Source organism: Aquitalea sp. LB_tupeE (genome assembly GCF_013391415.1).
Taxonomy (GTDB): domain Bacteria; phylum Pseudomonadota; class Gammaproteobacteria; order Burkholderiales; family Chromobacteriaceae; genus Aquitalea.
This window is the reverse complement of the sequence record NZ_JACAXB010000039.1, coordinates 1-15,471: the sequence shown is the minus strand read 5'-3', so window position 1 is coordinate 15,471 and position 15,471 is coordinate 1. Positions and strand designations below refer to the sequence as shown.

14 protein-coding genes and 1 pseudogene are annotated in these 15,471 nt (G+C 62.6%); 13 read left to right on the top strand and 2 right to left on the bottom strand.

The window, feature by feature from the left end; all coding sequences use genetic code 11:
* Positions 1-39 precede the first annotated feature (39 nt).
* The 7 genes and pseudogenes from HWX34_RS19385 (at position 40) to HWX34_RS19360 (ending at position 7,093) form a co-directional block, all read left to right on the top strand.
* The gene (locus HWX34_RS19385; protein ID WP_178973816.1) at positions 40-1,041 is read left to right on the top strand and encodes an LLM class flavin-dependent oxidoreductase; all 1,002 of its coding nucleotides are present in this window, start codon (positions 40-42) and stop codon (positions 1,039-1,041) included.
* Between the two features lie 30 nt (positions 1,042-1,071).
* Positions 1,072-2,412 (top strand): LLM class flavin-dependent oxidoreductase, encoded by a 1,341-nt coding sequence (locus tag HWX34_RS19380; protein WP_178973815.1) that lies wholly within the window; start codon positions 1,072-1,074, stop codon positions 2,410-2,412.
* Complete coding sequence (locus HWX34_RS19375; RefSeq protein ID WP_178973814.1) at positions 2,412-3,623, top strand: M20 aminoacylase family protein; 1,212 nt, start codon at positions 2,412-2,414, stop codon at positions 3,621-3,623. The genes HWX34_RS19380 and HWX34_RS19375 overlap by 1 nt, the downstream gene beginning before the upstream one ends.
* Positions 3,624-3,662: 39 nt before the next feature.
* Positions 3,663-4,205, top strand: coding sequence for a GNAT family N-acetyltransferase (locus HWX34_RS19370; protein WP_178973813.1), 543 nt, complete (start codon positions 3,663-3,665; stop codon positions 4,203-4,205).
* 58 nt (positions 4,206-4,263) lie between these two features.
* A pseudogene (locus tag HWX34_RS21425) lies at positions 4,264-5,154 on the top strand (amino acid ABC transporter permease); the annotation flags it as partial.
* 132 nt (positions 5,155-5,286) lie between these two features.
* Positions 5,287-6,069 carry an amino acid ABC transporter ATP-binding protein gene (locus HWX34_RS21130; RefSeq protein ID WP_370459796.1) on the top strand — a complete coding sequence of 261 codons (783 nt, stop codon included), beginning with the start codon at positions 5,287-5,289 and terminating at the stop codon, positions 6,067-6,069.
* 22 nt (positions 6,070-6,091) lie between these two features.
* Positions 6,092-7,093, top strand: coding sequence for an ABC transporter substrate-binding protein (locus tag HWX34_RS19360; RefSeq protein WP_218645262.1), 1,002 nt, complete (start codon positions 6,092-6,094; stop codon positions 7,091-7,093).
* A 59-nt stretch (positions 7,094-7,152) separates the two neighbouring features.
* Here HWX34_RS19360 and HWX34_RS19355 read toward each other — a convergent pair whose 3' ends face one another.
* Entirely contained in the window at positions 7,153-7,656 is a 504-nt protein-coding gene (locus tag HWX34_RS19355; RefSeq protein WP_178973811.1) for a MarR family winged helix-turn-helix transcriptional regulator, read from the bottom strand.
* Between the two features lie 33 nt (positions 7,657-7,689).
* Here HWX34_RS19355 and HWX34_RS19350 point away from each other — a divergent pair, with 33 nt between their 5' ends.
* Entirely contained in the window at positions 7,690-8,427 is a 738-nt protein-coding gene (locus HWX34_RS19350; RefSeq protein ID WP_178973810.1) for a siderophore-interacting protein, read from the top strand.
* A gap of 126 nt (positions 8,428-8,553) precedes the next feature.
* On the opposite strand, the gene HWX34_RS19345 is transcribed toward HWX34_RS19350, so the two are convergent.
* Positions 8,554-9,807: a LysR family transcriptional regulator gene (locus HWX34_RS19345; RefSeq protein ID WP_178973809.1), complete on the bottom strand. Its 1,254-nt coding sequence runs from the start codon at positions 9,805-9,807 to the stop codon at positions 8,554-8,556.
* Between the two features lie 200 nt (positions 9,808-10,007).
* On the opposite strand from HWX34_RS19345, the gene HWX34_RS19340 reads away from it, so the two are divergent.
* The 5 genes from HWX34_RS19340 to HWX34_RS19320 all read left to right on the top strand — a co-directional run.
* The gene (locus HWX34_RS19340) at positions 10,008-10,922 is read left to right on the top strand and encodes a LysR family transcriptional regulator (RefSeq protein ID WP_178973808.1); all 915 of its coding nucleotides are present in this window, start codon (positions 10,008-10,010) and stop codon (positions 10,920-10,922) included.
* A gap of 155 nt (positions 10,923-11,077) precedes the next feature.
* Positions 11,078-12,163, top strand: coding sequence for a 4-oxalomesaconate tautomerase (locus HWX34_RS19335; RefSeq protein ID WP_178973807.1), 1,086 nt, complete (start codon positions 11,078-11,080; stop codon positions 12,161-12,163).
* Positions 12,164-12,268: 105 nt separating this feature from the next.
* Positions 12,269-13,594, top strand: coding sequence for an aromatic acid/H+ symport family MFS transporter (locus HWX34_RS19330; protein WP_178973806.1), 1,326 nt, complete (start codon positions 12,269-12,271; stop codon positions 13,592-13,594).
* Positions 13,595-13,680: 86 nt separating this feature from the next.
* Positions 13,681-14,976 (top strand): gallate dioxygenase, encoded by a 1,296-nt coding sequence (locus HWX34_RS19325; protein ID WP_178973805.1) that lies wholly within the window; start codon positions 13,681-13,683, stop codon positions 14,974-14,976.
* Positions 14,977-15,030: 54 nt separating this feature from the next.
* Positions 15,031-15,471 (top strand): amidohydrolase family protein (locus tag HWX34_RS19320; RefSeq protein ID WP_178973804.1); only part of this gene is annotated, 441 nt, incomplete at its 3' end.

Below are 15,471 nucleotides of genomic sequence, written 5' to 3'. Positions count from 1 at the left end.
GGCATAGATTTTGTGGCGTCAATTACACGGTGCACACAAATGTCATACTCCCTGTCCATCCTGGATAAAAGCCCGATTCCGCCGGGCGCTACCGCGGCCGATGCGCTGGCCAATACCGTGGCGCTGGCCAAGCTGGCAGAGCAGTTGGGCTATTACCGTTTCTGGGTGGCCGAACACCACAGCACGCCGCTGCTGGCCAGTTCCGCGCCCGAAGTGCTGATCTCCCACATCCTGGCGCATACCAGCCGCATCCGCGTGGGCAGTGGCGGCGTCATGCTGCAGCACTACAGCCCCTACAAAGTGGCGGAAACCTTCAACCTGCTGGCGGCACTGGCACCGGGCCGGGTGGACCTGGGCGTGGGCAAGGCCCCCGGCGGCCTGCCGTTCAGCACCCGTGCCCTGCAGAATTATCACGATGCCGCGCTCAAGCCAGATTTCACCGCCCAGCTCACCGAACTGAATGCCTTCCTCAACGAAGGTCAGCCGGAAGGTCACCCGCTGGCCGGTGCCAAGGCCACGCCACAGCCGCCCATCACACCGGGCCGCTTCCTGCTGGGCGGCAGCCCGGACAGCGCCCGGCTGGCTGCCCGCCTGGGCTGGGATTTTGCCTATGCCGGCCACTTTAACGGCGACCCGTTGAATATCCAGCAATCCATCGCGGTGTATCGCCAGTGGACCGGCAAGGTGCCCGCGCTGGCGCTGTATGCCTTTGTGGCGGAAACCCGCGAACAGGCACAGGCGCTGGTGGGGGAGCTGAAGCTGTTCAAGGTGACGCTGGAAGATGGCCGCAGCGTCAACGTGCCCAGCCGCGAAGCCGCCGAGGAGTTTGCCCGCCAGGCTGGCAGCAGCCAGTACCAGCTGGAAGAAAAGCACCCGCACGTGATTGCCGGTACTGCCGGTGATGTGCGCGCCGAACTGGATTCCCTGCACCAGAGCTATGGCATCCGCGAATTCATCATCGATATCCCTGTGGCCCAGTTTGCACTGCGCCGCGCCTCCATTGCCCTGCTGGCCGAAGCGCGCGAGCCGCTGGCCGCCTGACCGTACTGATCAACCTATTTGGAGCTGAACATGAGCAAACCCATTACTTTCGGCATCATGCTGCACGGCGCTGGTGGTCACATGCACGCCTGGAAACACCCCAGCGGCCCGGAGGATGCCAGCGTGAACCTGCAGTTTTATATCGACACCGTGCAAAAGGCCGAAGCCAACGGCATTGCCTTTGCCTTCGTGGCGGACGGCCTGTACATCAATGAAAAATCGATTCCGCACTTCCTGAACCGTTTCGAGCCGATTTCCATCCTGTCGGCGCTGGCCAGCGTGACACGCAAGATCGGCCTGGCCGGCACCGTGTCCACCTCCTACAGCGACCCGTTTACCGTGGCGCGTCAGTTCGGCTCGCTCGACCTGATCAGTGGCGGCCGCGCCGGCTGGAATGTGGTGACTACCCCGCTGGAGGGCACGGCGCTCAACTACAGCCGTCCGCACCCGGAGCACAGCCTGCGTTATGAAATTGCCGACGAATACCTGCAAGTCACCCAGGGCTTGTGGGACAGCTGGGACGACGACGCCTTGCCGCGTAACCGTGAAACCGGCCAGTTCTTCGACAAGGACAAGCTGCACACGCTGAACCACAAGGGGCGTTTCTTCCAGGTGGCCGGTCCGCTCAACATCAGCCGCTCGCCGCAAGGCCAGCCGGTGATTTTCCAGGCCGGTTCTTCCGATGCCGGTATTGGCCTGGCGGGCAAGTATGCCGACGCGGTGTTTACCCATTCGCCGTCCATCGAGGAAACCCGCGACTTCCTGCGTAAGGTGAAAACCAGCGCGGTGCTGCATGCCCGCCAGGCAGACGATGTGAAAATCTTCCCCGGTATTGCGCCGGTGGTAGCCGCCACCGATGCCGAGGCCGAAGCCAAGTTTCGCATCATCCAGCAACTGCTCACCATCGACGACGCACTGGCTTATCTGGGCCGCTTCTTCGACCACCATGACTTTACGCAGTACCCGCTGGACGAGGCCTTCCCGGAGCTGGGCGATATCGGACGCAACAGCTTCCGCTCCACCACCGACCAGATCAAGGCCCGTGCCCGTGAGCATGGCCTGACCCTGCGCCAGGTGGCGCTGGAAGTGGCTACCCCGCGCAGCAACTTTGTCGGCAGCGGTGAAAAAGTGGCGGCAGAAATCATCCGCTGGGTGGACGAAGGCGCGGCCGACGGTTTCATCCTGGGCTTCCCGGTAGTGGCCGAAGGGCTGGATGACTTCATCACCCATGTGCTGCCGGTGCTGGAAAAGAGCGGACGCTTCACGCGCCAGCTGGAAGGACGCACCCTGCGCGACCATCTGGGTCTGCCGCGCAAGGAAAGCCGTTACCAGCAAGCGGCTGACGATAGCAGCCAGCAGCAGGTGGCCTGATGAATGCAGCAATAGACAGCGCCGTGTTGCCGCGCAGCCTGCAGATTGAAACCGGCATTGCGGCTGCCAATGCCGAATTCGTCGCCCTGCGGCGCGACCTGCACCAGCACCCGGAACTGGCGTTTGCCGAACATCGCACCGCCGGCAAGGTGGCCGCGCTGTTGCAGCAGTGGGGCTACCAGGTGACTACCGGCATTGCCGGCACCGGGGTGGTGGGCAGCTTGCGCCGTGGCAGCAGCGAGCGTTCGCTCGGCCTGCGCGCCGACATGGATGCGCTGCCCATCCACGAGGCCACCGGCCTGCCGTATGCCAGCCAGAATCCAGGCGTGATGCATGCCTGCGGGCATGACGGCCACACCGCCATTTTGCTGGCTGCCGCTCGCTTCCTGGCGCTGCACGGCCAGTTTGACGGCACCTTGCAGCTGATTTTCCAGCCGGCGGAAGAAACCGGCAGTGGCGCACGGCGCATGCTGGAAGAAGGCTTGTTCGAGCGCTTCCCCTGCGATGCGGTGTTTGGCCTGCACAACTGGCCCGGGGTGAGTTGCGGCCATATCGGCTGCATCGAAGGCCCGGCCATGGCCTCGGTGGATCAGGCGCACATCACCGTGCACGGCAAGGGCGGCCATGGGGCCGAGCCGCATAACACGGTGGACCCGGTGCTGGTGAGTGCCCACGTGATTACCGCGCTGCAATCGGTGGTGTCACGCAATGTCGACCCGCTGGACATGGGCGTGCTCACCGTGGGCAGCATCCACGGCGGCCATGCGTCCAATGTGATTCCGGACAGCGTGGAGCTGAAGCTGACGGCGCGCACCTTCCGCCCGGAAGTGCGCAGCCTGCTGCAACAGCGTGTACCGGCACTGGTGGAGGCTCAGGCGGCCAGCTTTGGCGCACGCGCCGAAGTGGATTACCGCCTGGGCTTCCCGCCGGTGTGCAATCACCCGGCAGAAACCGCGCTGGCGCGTGAAGTCGCGCAGGACACGCTGGGCGCGGCACGGGTGGAAGAGGCTTTCCGCCCACGCACCGCCAGCGAGGACTTTGCCTTCATGTTGCAGGCGCGTCCCGGCAGCTTCGTGTTTTTCGGCAATGGCGACAGTGCCGGTCTGCACAACCCGCGCTACGACTTCAACGACGCCATCCTGCCGCTGGCTGCCAGCTACTGGGTGGCCCTGGCAGAGCGCTACCTGCCGCTGCCACAGGCGGCCACATAACAAGCGACAGCCAGACACACATCGCAATGGACCGAGCACATGCGTGACTACTTTGTTTACACCACCACCACCGATCCGCGCGCCAGCGTGATGCTGGCCGAGCTGACGCAGGAATACGACGCACGCTACGGCGACCTGTTCAGCCCCGGCGGTGCGGCAGAGGAAATGCAGCGCTATCCGCCAGCAGCCTTTGCTCCGCCACATGGCAACTTCCTGTTGCTGCTGCAGCAGGGGCAGGCAATTGCCGGCGGGGCCTTCAAGCGGCTGGATGAGCACACTGCCGAATTCAAGCGCATCTGGACCCACAGCCAGTTCCGCCGTCAGGGTCTGGCCGGGCTGGTGTTGCAGGAGCTGGAAGCGCAGTGCCAGCGCCAGGGCTACCGCCAGATTTACCTGACCACCGGATGCCGCCAGCCGGAGGCGGTCGGGCTCTACCTGCGTCATGGCTATCAGGCGCAGTTCGACCCAGAGGGTGATCTGGAAGCCTTGCGCACCCTGGCGTTTACCAAGGCAGTGCCACGCCAGGCCAGTGTGCAATCCCATCCTGGCTACTTGACAGAACTGGCTGGCATTGCCGTTTGAAACCGCTTCGACTTGCTTGCCGACCACCCACCACGGCTTTTGCACAGGACAAGACATCATGAGTGAAATTACCGAAGTCGGCGATATCGCCTTCAGTCATCCGCACCCGCTGCCACGGCAGGCAAACGAGCCTGCAGCAGCAGAAACCAGCGGCAGCAACCGCTATGCCGGGTTGCGCATCATCCCGGCACGTTACCCGGCGCGCATTGCCGGCAGTGTGCTGGCGGTGCTGTTGCTGGCTGCCATTGTCAGTTCGGTGGCCACCAATCCGCGCTGGGGCTGGCCGGTGTTTGCCGAGTGGTTTCTGGCCGCCCCGGTGCTGGAAGGCCTGGGCCGCACCTTGCTGCTGACCGCCATCGGCACGGTGCTGGGGTCAGTGCTGGGCACGGTGCTGGCACTGGCGCGGGTATCGCGTTCGCCGCTGCTGGCCAGCCTGTCGTGGAGCTATATCTGGCTGTTCCGCTCCATTCCGCTGATCGTGCTGCTGCTGATCCTCAACAACCTGGGCTATCTGTACGAAACCATCAATATCGGTGTGCCGTATACCGGCATCAACTGGTTCAGCTATTCCACCACCGAGCTGATCAGCCCCTTTGCCGCAGCGGTACTGGGCCTGAGCCTGAACCAGGCGGCATTCTCGGCGGAAATCATCCGTGGCGGCATCTTGTCGGTGGAGCAGGGCCAGCTGGAGGCCGCCGCTGCGCTGGGCCTGCCACGCGGACGGCAGATTTTCCGCATCGTGCTGCCACAGGCCATGCGCACCATTTTGCCCACTGCCTTCAATGACATCATTGGCCTCGCCAAGGGCACGGCCAATGTCTACATCCTGGCGTTGCCGGAGCTGTTCTACACCATCCAGGTGGTGTACCACCGCAATCTGGAAGTGATTCCGCTGCTGATGGTGGCCACCGTGTGGTACCTGATCATCCTCACCGTACTGTCCACCGTGCAGGTGCAGGTGGAGCGGCACTATGCCCGTGGCGCATTGCGCCAGCAGCCACAGTCGCTGTGGCAGCGTGCCCGCCAGCGCTGGTGGCCTGTCAGCGCCACTGGCCCGGCCACGGAGGCACCGCCTGCTGCGCTGACCGAGCTGCCTGCCGTCAAGGGCGGAGAAGTGGCCATCCATGCCGTCAGCAAGCGCTATGGCCACCAGCAGGTGCTGGATGCAGTGTCGCTAACCGTTCCACCGGGCAGCGTCACCGTCATCATCGGGCCGTCCGGTTCGGGCAAGTCCACCTTGCTGCGCAGCATCAATCATCTGGAGCGGGTGGATGGCGGATTCATTGCCATTGATGGTGAGTTGATCGGCTACCGTCAGCAGGGCAACTCGCTGCACGAACTGAAGGAAAAAGACATCCTGCAACGCCGGGTGGAAGTGGGCATGGTGTTCCAGCACTTCAACCTGTTTCCCCATCTGACTGTGCTGCAAAACCTGATTGAAGCACCCATCGCCCTGCGCGGCCTGAGCCGGGCCGAGGCCGAAGCCCAGGCGCGCCTGCTGCTCAAGCGGGTAGGGCTGGCCGACAAGGCCGATGCCTGGCCGCGCCAGCTGTCCGGCGGCCAGCAACAGCGCGTGGCCATTGCCCGTGCGCTGGCGCTGCGTCCCAAGGTGCTGCTGTTTGACGAACCCACCTCGGCACTGGACCCGGAGCTGGTGCAGGAAGTGCTGGACGTCATCAAGGAGCTGGCACGTTCCGGCACCACGCTGATCATCGTCACTCATGAAATCGGCTTTGCCCGTGAAGTGGCCGATACCGTGGTGTTCATGGAGCAGGGCCGCATCGTGGAAAGCGGCAGCCCGGAGCAGGTATTGCGCCAACCACAGCAGCAACGTACCCGAGAATTCCTGGCCCGCGTGCTCTAGGGTCATGGGTAAAACATTTGCCATGAATAAAACATTTTTCACACACCGTCACGACCACAAGCAAGACCACAACAAGGAAAACACCATGTCGCGTAACACCCATCTGCCGCGCCGTACCGTACTGGCCGCCCTCAGCCTTGCCCTGCTGGCCCCGCTGTTTGGCCATGCCGCCAGCAGCATCGACCTGAGCCCGGAGCAAAAAGGCCAGCCCAAGGGCCGTCCGGTGCCAGAGGCCATCAAACTGCTGTCCAAGGATGTCCACTTCGTCAAGGACAAGACCTTCGTGGTGGCGATTGCCGGTGGCATTTTGCCGCTGGGCGGCTTTGCCAGCGACTCCAAAACCATCATCGGGGCCGACCCGGACATCTCCCGTCTGGTGGCCGATGGCCTGGGCCGCAAGCTGGAGCTGGTGAACGTCGCCTGGGCCGACTGGCCGCTGGGCCTGCAGTCCGGCAAGTACGATGCGGTGATTTCCAACGTCACCGTCACCGAAGCGCGCAAGGAGAAATTTGATTTCTCCACCTACCGCAAGGATTTGCTTGGCTTTTACACCAAGGCGGGCAGCAAGCTGAAAATCAATGAACCCAAGGACACCGCCGGGCTGAAGGTGATTGTGGGCGCGGGCACCAATCAGGAGCAGATCCTGCTGGAATGGAACAAGAAAAACGAGGCTGCCGGCCTGAAGCCGTTGCAGGCTCTGTATTTTGATGATGAAGCCGTGGCCCGCGTAGCCTTGCAGTCCGGCCGTGCCGATGCCTGGCTGGGCCCCAATGCCATCTATGCACTGGAAGCAGCGCGTACCGGCAAGGTACGTCTGGCGGGTACCTTCTCTGGCGGTTGGCCGCTGACGGCGGACATTGCCGTCACCACCCGCAAGGACTCCGGCCTGGCCGCAGCCATTACCAAAATCATCAATACCCAGATTGCCAACGGCAATTACGCCAAGGTACTCAGCCGCTGGGGCTTGAGCGCCGAAGCAGTGAGCGAATCCCGCACCAATCCGCCCGGCCTGCCCAAGAGCTGAGGGTTTGGCAGCAAGCGGTAAAAATGTCAACGGCCCCTCGGGGCCGTTTTTTCATGTGTTCAGGTCTTGTCGCAATGCTTGTCACTGGACTTGTCCGGGCTGTCCTGCTCCAGGTTGTGGCGGATGTGCTGTAAGGCTTGCAGCAAAGCCTCGGCCTGCTCGGGTGCTATGCCCTGCATGGCGCGGGTGGCCAGCAGTCGGCCATGCTGATGCAAGGTGGCATGCAGCGTTTGACCGGCCTCGGTCAGGTACAGACGCATGCTGCGCCGGTCCTGCGCATCGGCGCGGGCTTCCAGTAGCCCGGCTTCTTTCAGGCGGGCTATCAGCCGGGTGAGCTGGGCCTTGTCGCGCCCGGAGTGCTGGGCGAGGTCGCTCTGGGTGTGGCCCGGATGGCGGCAGAAATAACCCAGCACCTTGCCTTCCATATGGGTCAGGCCCAGTGCATCGTCCCGGATCGCAGCAAACTGGCGCGAACGGTATTGATGCATCAGGGTGTGGATGGCCTCGAAAATCTGCTCGGCGGTGTCGTCAACATTGTTGACAAAGTCAACTTTATTTTGCATATTAGGTGATATTATCAATCAATTGGAGTCGCCATGACGACTATTTTGCCGCAACACCGCATCGAACGGGTCAGATATGAACTGGCCAAGCGCCAAGTCACCGTCAGCAAGGTAGAAAAAACCGGAGACGGCTTTGCCCGCATTACCTTTACCGGCGATACATTGCAGGGTTTTCAGTCGCAGTCGTTTGACGACCACATCAAGTTCATCTTTCAGGATGCCGCTGGCAATACCGTGATGCGCGACTACACCCCGCTGTCCGCCACAGCAGAGCATGGACAGCTGACGCTGGAATTCGCGCTGCATGGTCATGGTGCCGCCGCCAGCTGGGCGCAGCAGGCCTCCGAGGGCATGCAGGCCGTCATCGCCGGGCCCAAGGGCTCGATGATTATCCCAGCGCAGCAGGACTGGCACCTTTTGGTGGGCGATGCCTCGTCCCTGCCGGCCATCCGTCGCCGTCTGGCCGAGCTGCCACCCAGCGCCCATGTCGAGGTGATGTTGCTGCGCAGCGACAGTGCAGAAAGCTGGTCGCTGCCACAGCAGCCACACTGGCAAGTTACCCAGCTGACCGATGACGAGGCCTTGCTGACGGCCTTGCGCAACTGGCAGGTTCCGGAGGGTCATGGTTTTGCCTGGTGCGCAGGCGAGGGTGGGCTGATGCGTCAGGCACGCACGGTATTGCTGGAGGAAAAACAGCTGCCGCGTGAAGGGGTGAAAGTGGCGGCTTACTGGCGGCATGGTGAGGCGGATTTTCACGAGCGGCTGGTATAGAACGGCTAACAAAACCCTGCTGCTGCCTTGCTCTGTCTTGGGCTGGGTGGCATCAGGCATGAAAAAAGCGCTGCGCGGTCAAACCGGCAGCGCTTTTCCATTGCAGCGGATCTTGCTATGGGCAGCTCAGGCCGCCATGGCTTCTTCGGGCAGACAGGCGCACAGCTGGCGGATTTCCTCCAGCAAGGCTTCGATGGCGGGCGATGGGCAGCTGCCCAGCCGCTGGGTAATACCGATATTGCGGCTGGTATCGCCCAGGTCCACAGCCAGCGGCACAATCTCTCCGCTGGCAATCTCCATGTGCAACTGGTGTGCCGAGCATGCGGTCAGCAGCTCGCTGTGTGCCAGCAACTGGCGCACCACGGCCAGGTCGCCACTTTCCACCGACGGTTCCGGTACGGGCAGCTCGGTGCGCAGAAAGGCCCGCACCAGTGCCTGGCGGGCCGGGGACTCTTCGCGTGGCAGAATCCAGCCTGCGCCTTGCAATTCGGCCAGCCTTACCGAGCGTTGCAGGCGAGCCAGTGGATGGCCACGACGGCAGAAAATGCCCACCTGATCCTGAAACAGTGCTTCGCTGTAAAAAGGTGCCGCCTCATTGCCCTGACGCAAGGCTCCGAAGATGAAATCGATATCGCCGCAGCGCAGGCCGCGGGCCAGTTCGGCAAACGGGCTTTCGCTGGTCTTTATTTTCAGGCCGGGATAGCGCTGCAACAGCCGGGCAATAGCCAAGGGCAGCAGGCTGGTGCGGCACAGTGGCAGCGCACCCACGGAAATGGTGCCGCACAGGCTGCCCCGCAGCCCCGACAAGTCAGCCTCGATATGACGCAGCTCGGCAAAGGCGCGCTTGGCATGCAGCAGCAGCTGTTCGCCCGCTTCGGTCACCACCAGGCCTTGTGTCATGCGTTGCAGCAGCGGCTGGCCCACGGCTTCTTCCAGCCGCGCCAGCGACATGCTGATGCCGGATTTGCTCAGCCCCAGCTGCTGGCAGACCGGGTGCAGCTGGCCATGTTCGGCCAGACTGACAAAAATGCGCAGCTTGTTGCCACCCAGTAATAGCTGGGTGAGCGGGGCCGGGTCGATGCGGCTGCCACGAAACTGGCACAGTGCGGTGGCCGCTTGCTGGATTTCCTTGTGAATGCGCAAGGCGCGGCGGTGCACGGCTTCGCCATAGGCATTGAGCAGCATGCCGCGCGGGCGGCGCTCGAACAGGCTGACACCCAGCAAGTCTTCCAGCTGGGTCAGCGCACGGGTGATGGCCGAGGCGGCCTTGAATATCTGTTCGGACGAACGGGTGACGCTGCCGGTGTGTGCCACCGACAGAAACACGCGCAGATAGCGCAACACCTCATCCCGGTCCGCGCAGGTGGCAGGGTGGGTCATGAGTCTCTCCTCCAACGATGCATTGGCCGTGACCACCGGGCGTTTGCTTGGCGCACCCGTGACGGACCGGCATGTTTTTTTGCTTTGCTGCACATTCTGCGGCTATGGTGCTATTCGATGCAGATGCCAAAACCGTATCAGCGATCAGCTTTCCTGATCGCTAAAATGGCAAGTCGGAACCACCTGACTAAGGGAGTGCAATGAAACTGGCAACACTGGCCGCGCTGATTGCTGCGGTGGAAGAGGGCAGCATGCGGGCGGCGGCGCGGCGTATCGGCTGCTCGCAACCGGCGCTCACCCGGATGATTCGCGAGCTGGAACTGGAGCTGGCCGCGCCCTTGCTGGTGCGTTCCTCGCGCGGGGTATTGCCCACCGCGCAGGGCCGGGTGCTGTATGAGCGCGCGGTGCGGGCCCGGCATGAGCTCGAGGCGGCGGCCGATGAAATCAGCCAGATTGGTGGCCATATGGTGGGCAAGCTGCATATCGGCGCGGTGCCGCTGGCGGTGATGTTGCTGATACCCGAAGCCATGCGCACCTTTGTGCGCGCGTTTCCGCAAATCCAGTTGCGCATCAGCGAAGAACTGTATGTGGCGCAACTGCAAAAGCTGCGCACCGGCGAGGTGGATATCACCGTCGGCGGCATTCCGGACGATCTGGCTGCGGGCGAGTTTTATGTCGAACCCCTGCTGCACACCGAGATGATTCCGGCCGCACGCAAGGGCAGTCGCTGGCTGGACGCGTGCTCACTGCAGGATTTGCAACAAGCGCCCTGGGTGTATACCGGTACCGAGCACCGGGCCGGTTATGCGCGGGCACTGTTCGAGCGCAATGGTCTGGAAGCACCGCAGCAAGGCGCGCTGGTCAATTCCACACTGGCCTTGCTGTCGCTGGTGTCCACTGGCGACTACGTGGCCCTGCTGCCCCGCCAGATTGCCCGCCAGTCCTGGCTGGCCAGCTATATCTCGCCCATTGCCCTGAGCGAGCCTGGCCTGCCGTTGCAAGTGGGTGCCATCGTGCGGCAAGAGCTGACGCTGGCCCCGGTGGTGCGCCATCTGCTCACCCATTTGCACCGCGCGGCCCACCATATCAATCGTGGCGACATGTTGCTTGCCTGAGCGTTAATCCACTCCACCCCTGCTAGCCCAAGCGTGCGCGGCACTGCTCACAAAATGAGAATGCACGGTCACGAAGGGGCAAAGTTGCCGGTCTTTCCTCCGCATATATTGTTGGCAGAACAAGATGCCTGCCCAGGCAAATGCGGAGGAAAAACATGGATACGACAGCACCTTACAGCGCTTTGCAGGCGCTGCCCTGCGTATGGATGCGCGGTGGTACTTCCAAGGCCGCGTTCTTCCACGCGGCGGATTTGCCCGCCGACCCGGCCGAGCGCGACCGTCTGTTGCTGGCGGCCATGGACGGAACTGATGCCCGTCAGATCGACGGCATTGGTGGCGCGCATCCGCTGACCACCAAGATCGCCATTATTTCCCGCTCCAGCAGGGATGATGCCGATATCGACTACCTGTTCGGCCAATTGGTGATTGGTGCCAAGCGCATCGACTATGCACCTACCTGCGGCAATATCCTGGCCGCCGTCGCGCCGTTTGCGCTGGAAGAGGGCTTGCTGCCCTGTACCGACGGCGAAACCCGCGTGCGCATTCACATGGTGAACACCAAATCGCTGTGCGAAGCCGTGCTGCCCACCCCGGGCGGTAAGGTGAGCTATCAGGGCCATACCCGCATCAGCGGCGTACCCGGCAGCGCTGCCGCCATCGAACTGCGTTTTGCCGACGTGGCCGGTTCTTCCTGCGGCGCGCTGTATCCCACCGGTCAGGCGCAGGACGTGGTTAATGGGGTGGCGGTCAGCTGTATCGACAACGGCATGCCGGTGGTGCTGCTGCGTGCCGCCGACCTGGGCATCACCGGCTATGAAAGCCCGGCCGAGCTGGACGCCAACGCCAGCTTCAAGCGCGAGCTGGAAGCCATACGCCTGGTCATCGGCCCGCGCATGGGCCTGGGCGATGTCAGCGAGCGGGTGGTCCCCAAGATGACGCTGCTGGCCGCGCCGATTAACGGCGGGGCCATTCATACCCGTACCTTCATCCCGAAAAAATGCCACGACGCTATTGGCGTGCTGGGGGCAGCGTCCGTGGCCACCGCCTGCGCCGACCCGGCCACCGTCGCCGGTGATCTGGTGGTGCTGGATACCGGCACTACCGTCATTTCGGTGGAACACCCCACCGGTGAATTCACCATCCGCCTGACTTCACAGCCAGACAGCGCCCCGGCAGTCGCGCTGATTCGTACCGCCAGGCCCTTGTTTCGTGGCCAGGTGTTGCTGCCGAACCCGGCCTGATCGGCCTTGCGTTTCACCAGATAAAAAACCACAGGACGCGGCTCGATCCGCGCTTAACGCTCGTCGTATTACAACAATGCAACAACGCAACAGGAGGAGAGATTCATGAATCAGGCAGAAGTACTGGATGTGCGTGCGTTCATCAACGCACGCAAGATGTCAGCCTTCCAGTGGGGGCTGGTGGTGCTGTGTTTTCTGATTGTCGCCGTGGATGGCATGGATGTGGCCATCATGGGTTTTGTCGCGCCCAGCATTCTGGGTGAGTGGCATATTTCACGCCCGGCTTTTGGCGTGGTGATGGGGGCCGCGCCTATCGGCCTGGCCGTAGGTGCCTTGCTGGCTGGCTCTTCTGCTGACTGGTTTGGCCGTCGCAAGGTGCTGCTAGGGTCGGTGCTGGGTTTTGGCGTAGCCACACTGGCCACCGCACATGCCAGCACGCCGCAGGCCATGGCGACACTGCGTTTTGTCACCGGCCTGGCGCTGGGTGCCGCCATGCCCAATACCACCACGCTGATATCAGAATACATTCCGGAGCGCATCCGCTCCTCGGTGATTGCCACCATGTTTACCGGTTTCAACCTGGGTTCGGCGGCTATCGGCTTTGCCGCCGCCTGGCTGACCCCGCGCTTTGGCTGGCAGGCAGTGCTGACCTTTGGCGGGCTGATGCCCTTGATTCTGCTACCCTTCATGTTCTTCCTGCTGCCGGAATCCGCCCGTTATCTGGTGAGCAAGAATGCCCCGGCCGAGCGGGTGCGTCCGCTGCTCTCCCGCGTGTGTCAGGTGAGTCTGGACAGCTACAAGGTATTCGTGTCGCAAGAAGCCCCGGTCAGCGCCAAGCAGCCGCTGGGCGTGCTGTTCTCGCAAGGCTATGCGCTGAAAACCTTCAGCCTGTGGCTGACCTATTTCATGGGCCTGCTGGTGATTTACCTCACCACCAGCTGGCTGCCCACCATGATGAAAGACGCCGGTATCTCGATTGACCGCGCTTCCACCCTGACGGCGATGTTCCAGCTGGGCGGCACTGTAGGTGCCATTGCGGTGGGCTTTGCCATGGACCGCATCAAGCCGGGCCGCGTGATCAGCGCGTCCTACCTGCTGGGTGGCGTGGCACTGCTGGTGCTGGGCAGTGTTGGCCTCAACTCCGCCTGGATCATGCTGGCCATCCTTGCCACCGGCTTCTGCCTGAGCGGCGCGCAAACCGGCCTCAACGCTTATGCCCCCGGCTGCTATCCCACCATGGCCCGCGCTACCGGTGTCAGCTGGATGCTGGGTGTAGGCCGTCTGGGCAGCATTCTGGGTTCGTCAATCGGCGGTGTGCTGCTTAGCCAGGGCTGGGGCTTCGAGTCCATCTTTCTGGCGCTGGCCATTCCGGCGGTGATTGCTGCTGCGTCCATTCTGGGCGGCAGCCTGCAAGGCCGCGCGCAAGCCTGATTTCCAACGTTCATCTTTCACCTTTCAACCAAGGCGGTACCGCAGGTACCGCCGGTTTCTGACATACGCAAGAAGGCAGACCTGATATGGCAACCATCATTGGCGGCATCGCCTGTTCCCATACCCCCACCATCGGTTTTGCGGTGGATCGCAACAAGCAGGACGACCCGGTATGGGCACCCATCTTCGAGGCTTTTGCTCCGGTCAAGGCCTGGCTGGCGGAGAAGAAGCCGGATGTGCTGTTCATGATTTACAACGACCATGTCACGTCTTTCTTCTTTGACCATTACTCCGCCTTCACCCTGGGTATAGACCAGCGTTACGACGTGGCGGACGAGGGGGGCGGCGCACGCAATCTGCCGCCGGTGGCCGGCCATGCCGCGCTATCACGTCATATCGGTGCCAGCCTGATGGCGGCCGAATTCGACATGTCCTTCTTCCAGGACAAGAAACTGGACCACGGCTGCCTGTCGCCACTGTCCATGCTCAACAACGGCAATAGCGACTGGGACGTACCCATCGTGCCGCTGGCTGTGGGGGTGTTGCAGTTTCCGGTGCCGTCTGCCGCGCGCTGTTACAAACTGGGCAAGGCCTTGCGCGATGCCATCGAAAGCTATCCGGAAGATCTGAAAGTGGCCATCGTCGCCACCGGCGGCCTGTCGCACCAGGTGCATGGCGCGCGCTGCGGCTTCAATAATCCGGAATGGGATTTGCAGTTTCTGGACTTGTTCGAGAAAGACCCGCAGGCACTCACCCGACTGACACTGGCCGACTATGCCGAGCTGGGGGGCATGGAAGGGGCGGAAGTCATCATGTGGCTGATCATGCGCGGCGCGCTGTCATCACAAGTGAAGAAAATCCACCAGACTTACTACCTGCCGTCCATGACCGGCATTGCCACCGCCATTTACGAAAACGCCAGCCTGCCGCTGCCCAAACCGCGCACCGCCGACTTGCGTCACACCATGGAACGCGAACTGGCCGGAGCGGAAAGCCTTACCGGTACCCACCCGTTCACGCTGGCAGCCAGCCTGCGCACCTACAGGTTGAACAAATTTCTGCGCGACATGATTGATCCGGCGCACCGCGAGCTGTTCCTGAATGACCCGCAAGCCGCCTATGCCAAGGCCGGGTTGACGGACGAGGAAGCCGACATGCTGGAGCGGCGCGACTGGGATGCGCTGATCCGCTACGGCGTGATCTTCTTCGGCCTGGAAAAGCTGGGTGCAGTGCTGGGCGTGTCCAATCTGCACATTTATGCCGCCATGCGTGGCCAGACACTGGAACAGTTCCAGGCCACCCGCAATGCACCGGGTGCGCTGTACTCGGTCACCGGCAAGGATGCCGGTGCACTGGCCTGGGACCAGAACAAGCAGGGCTGAGCATTGCCATGCCGCTGCCCGGCGGGCGGCGGCCAGACAACAAGGAATCACACCATGATCATCGACATCCACGGCCACTACACCACCGCCCCCAAGGCACTGGAAGAGTGGCGCAAACGCCAGATCGACAATCTCTCCACCCCGGAACTGGGCCCCAAGCCCTCCGAGCTGAAGATTTCCGACGACGAGCTGCGCGACACCATCGAAAGCAACCAGCTGCGCCTGATGAAACAACGCGGCTCCGACCTCACCATCTTCAGCCCGCGCGCCAGCTTCATGGCCCACCACATCGGGGACTTCAACACCTCGTCCACCTGGGCGGCCATCTGTAACGAGCTGTGCTACCGCGTCAGCCAGCTGTTCCCTGACAATTTCATCGGTGCGGCCATGCTGCCGCAATCGCCCGGCGTGGACCCCGCCACCTCCATTCCCGAGCTGGAACGCTGCATCCGGGACTACGGCTTTGTCGGCATCAACCTGAACCCTGACCCGTCC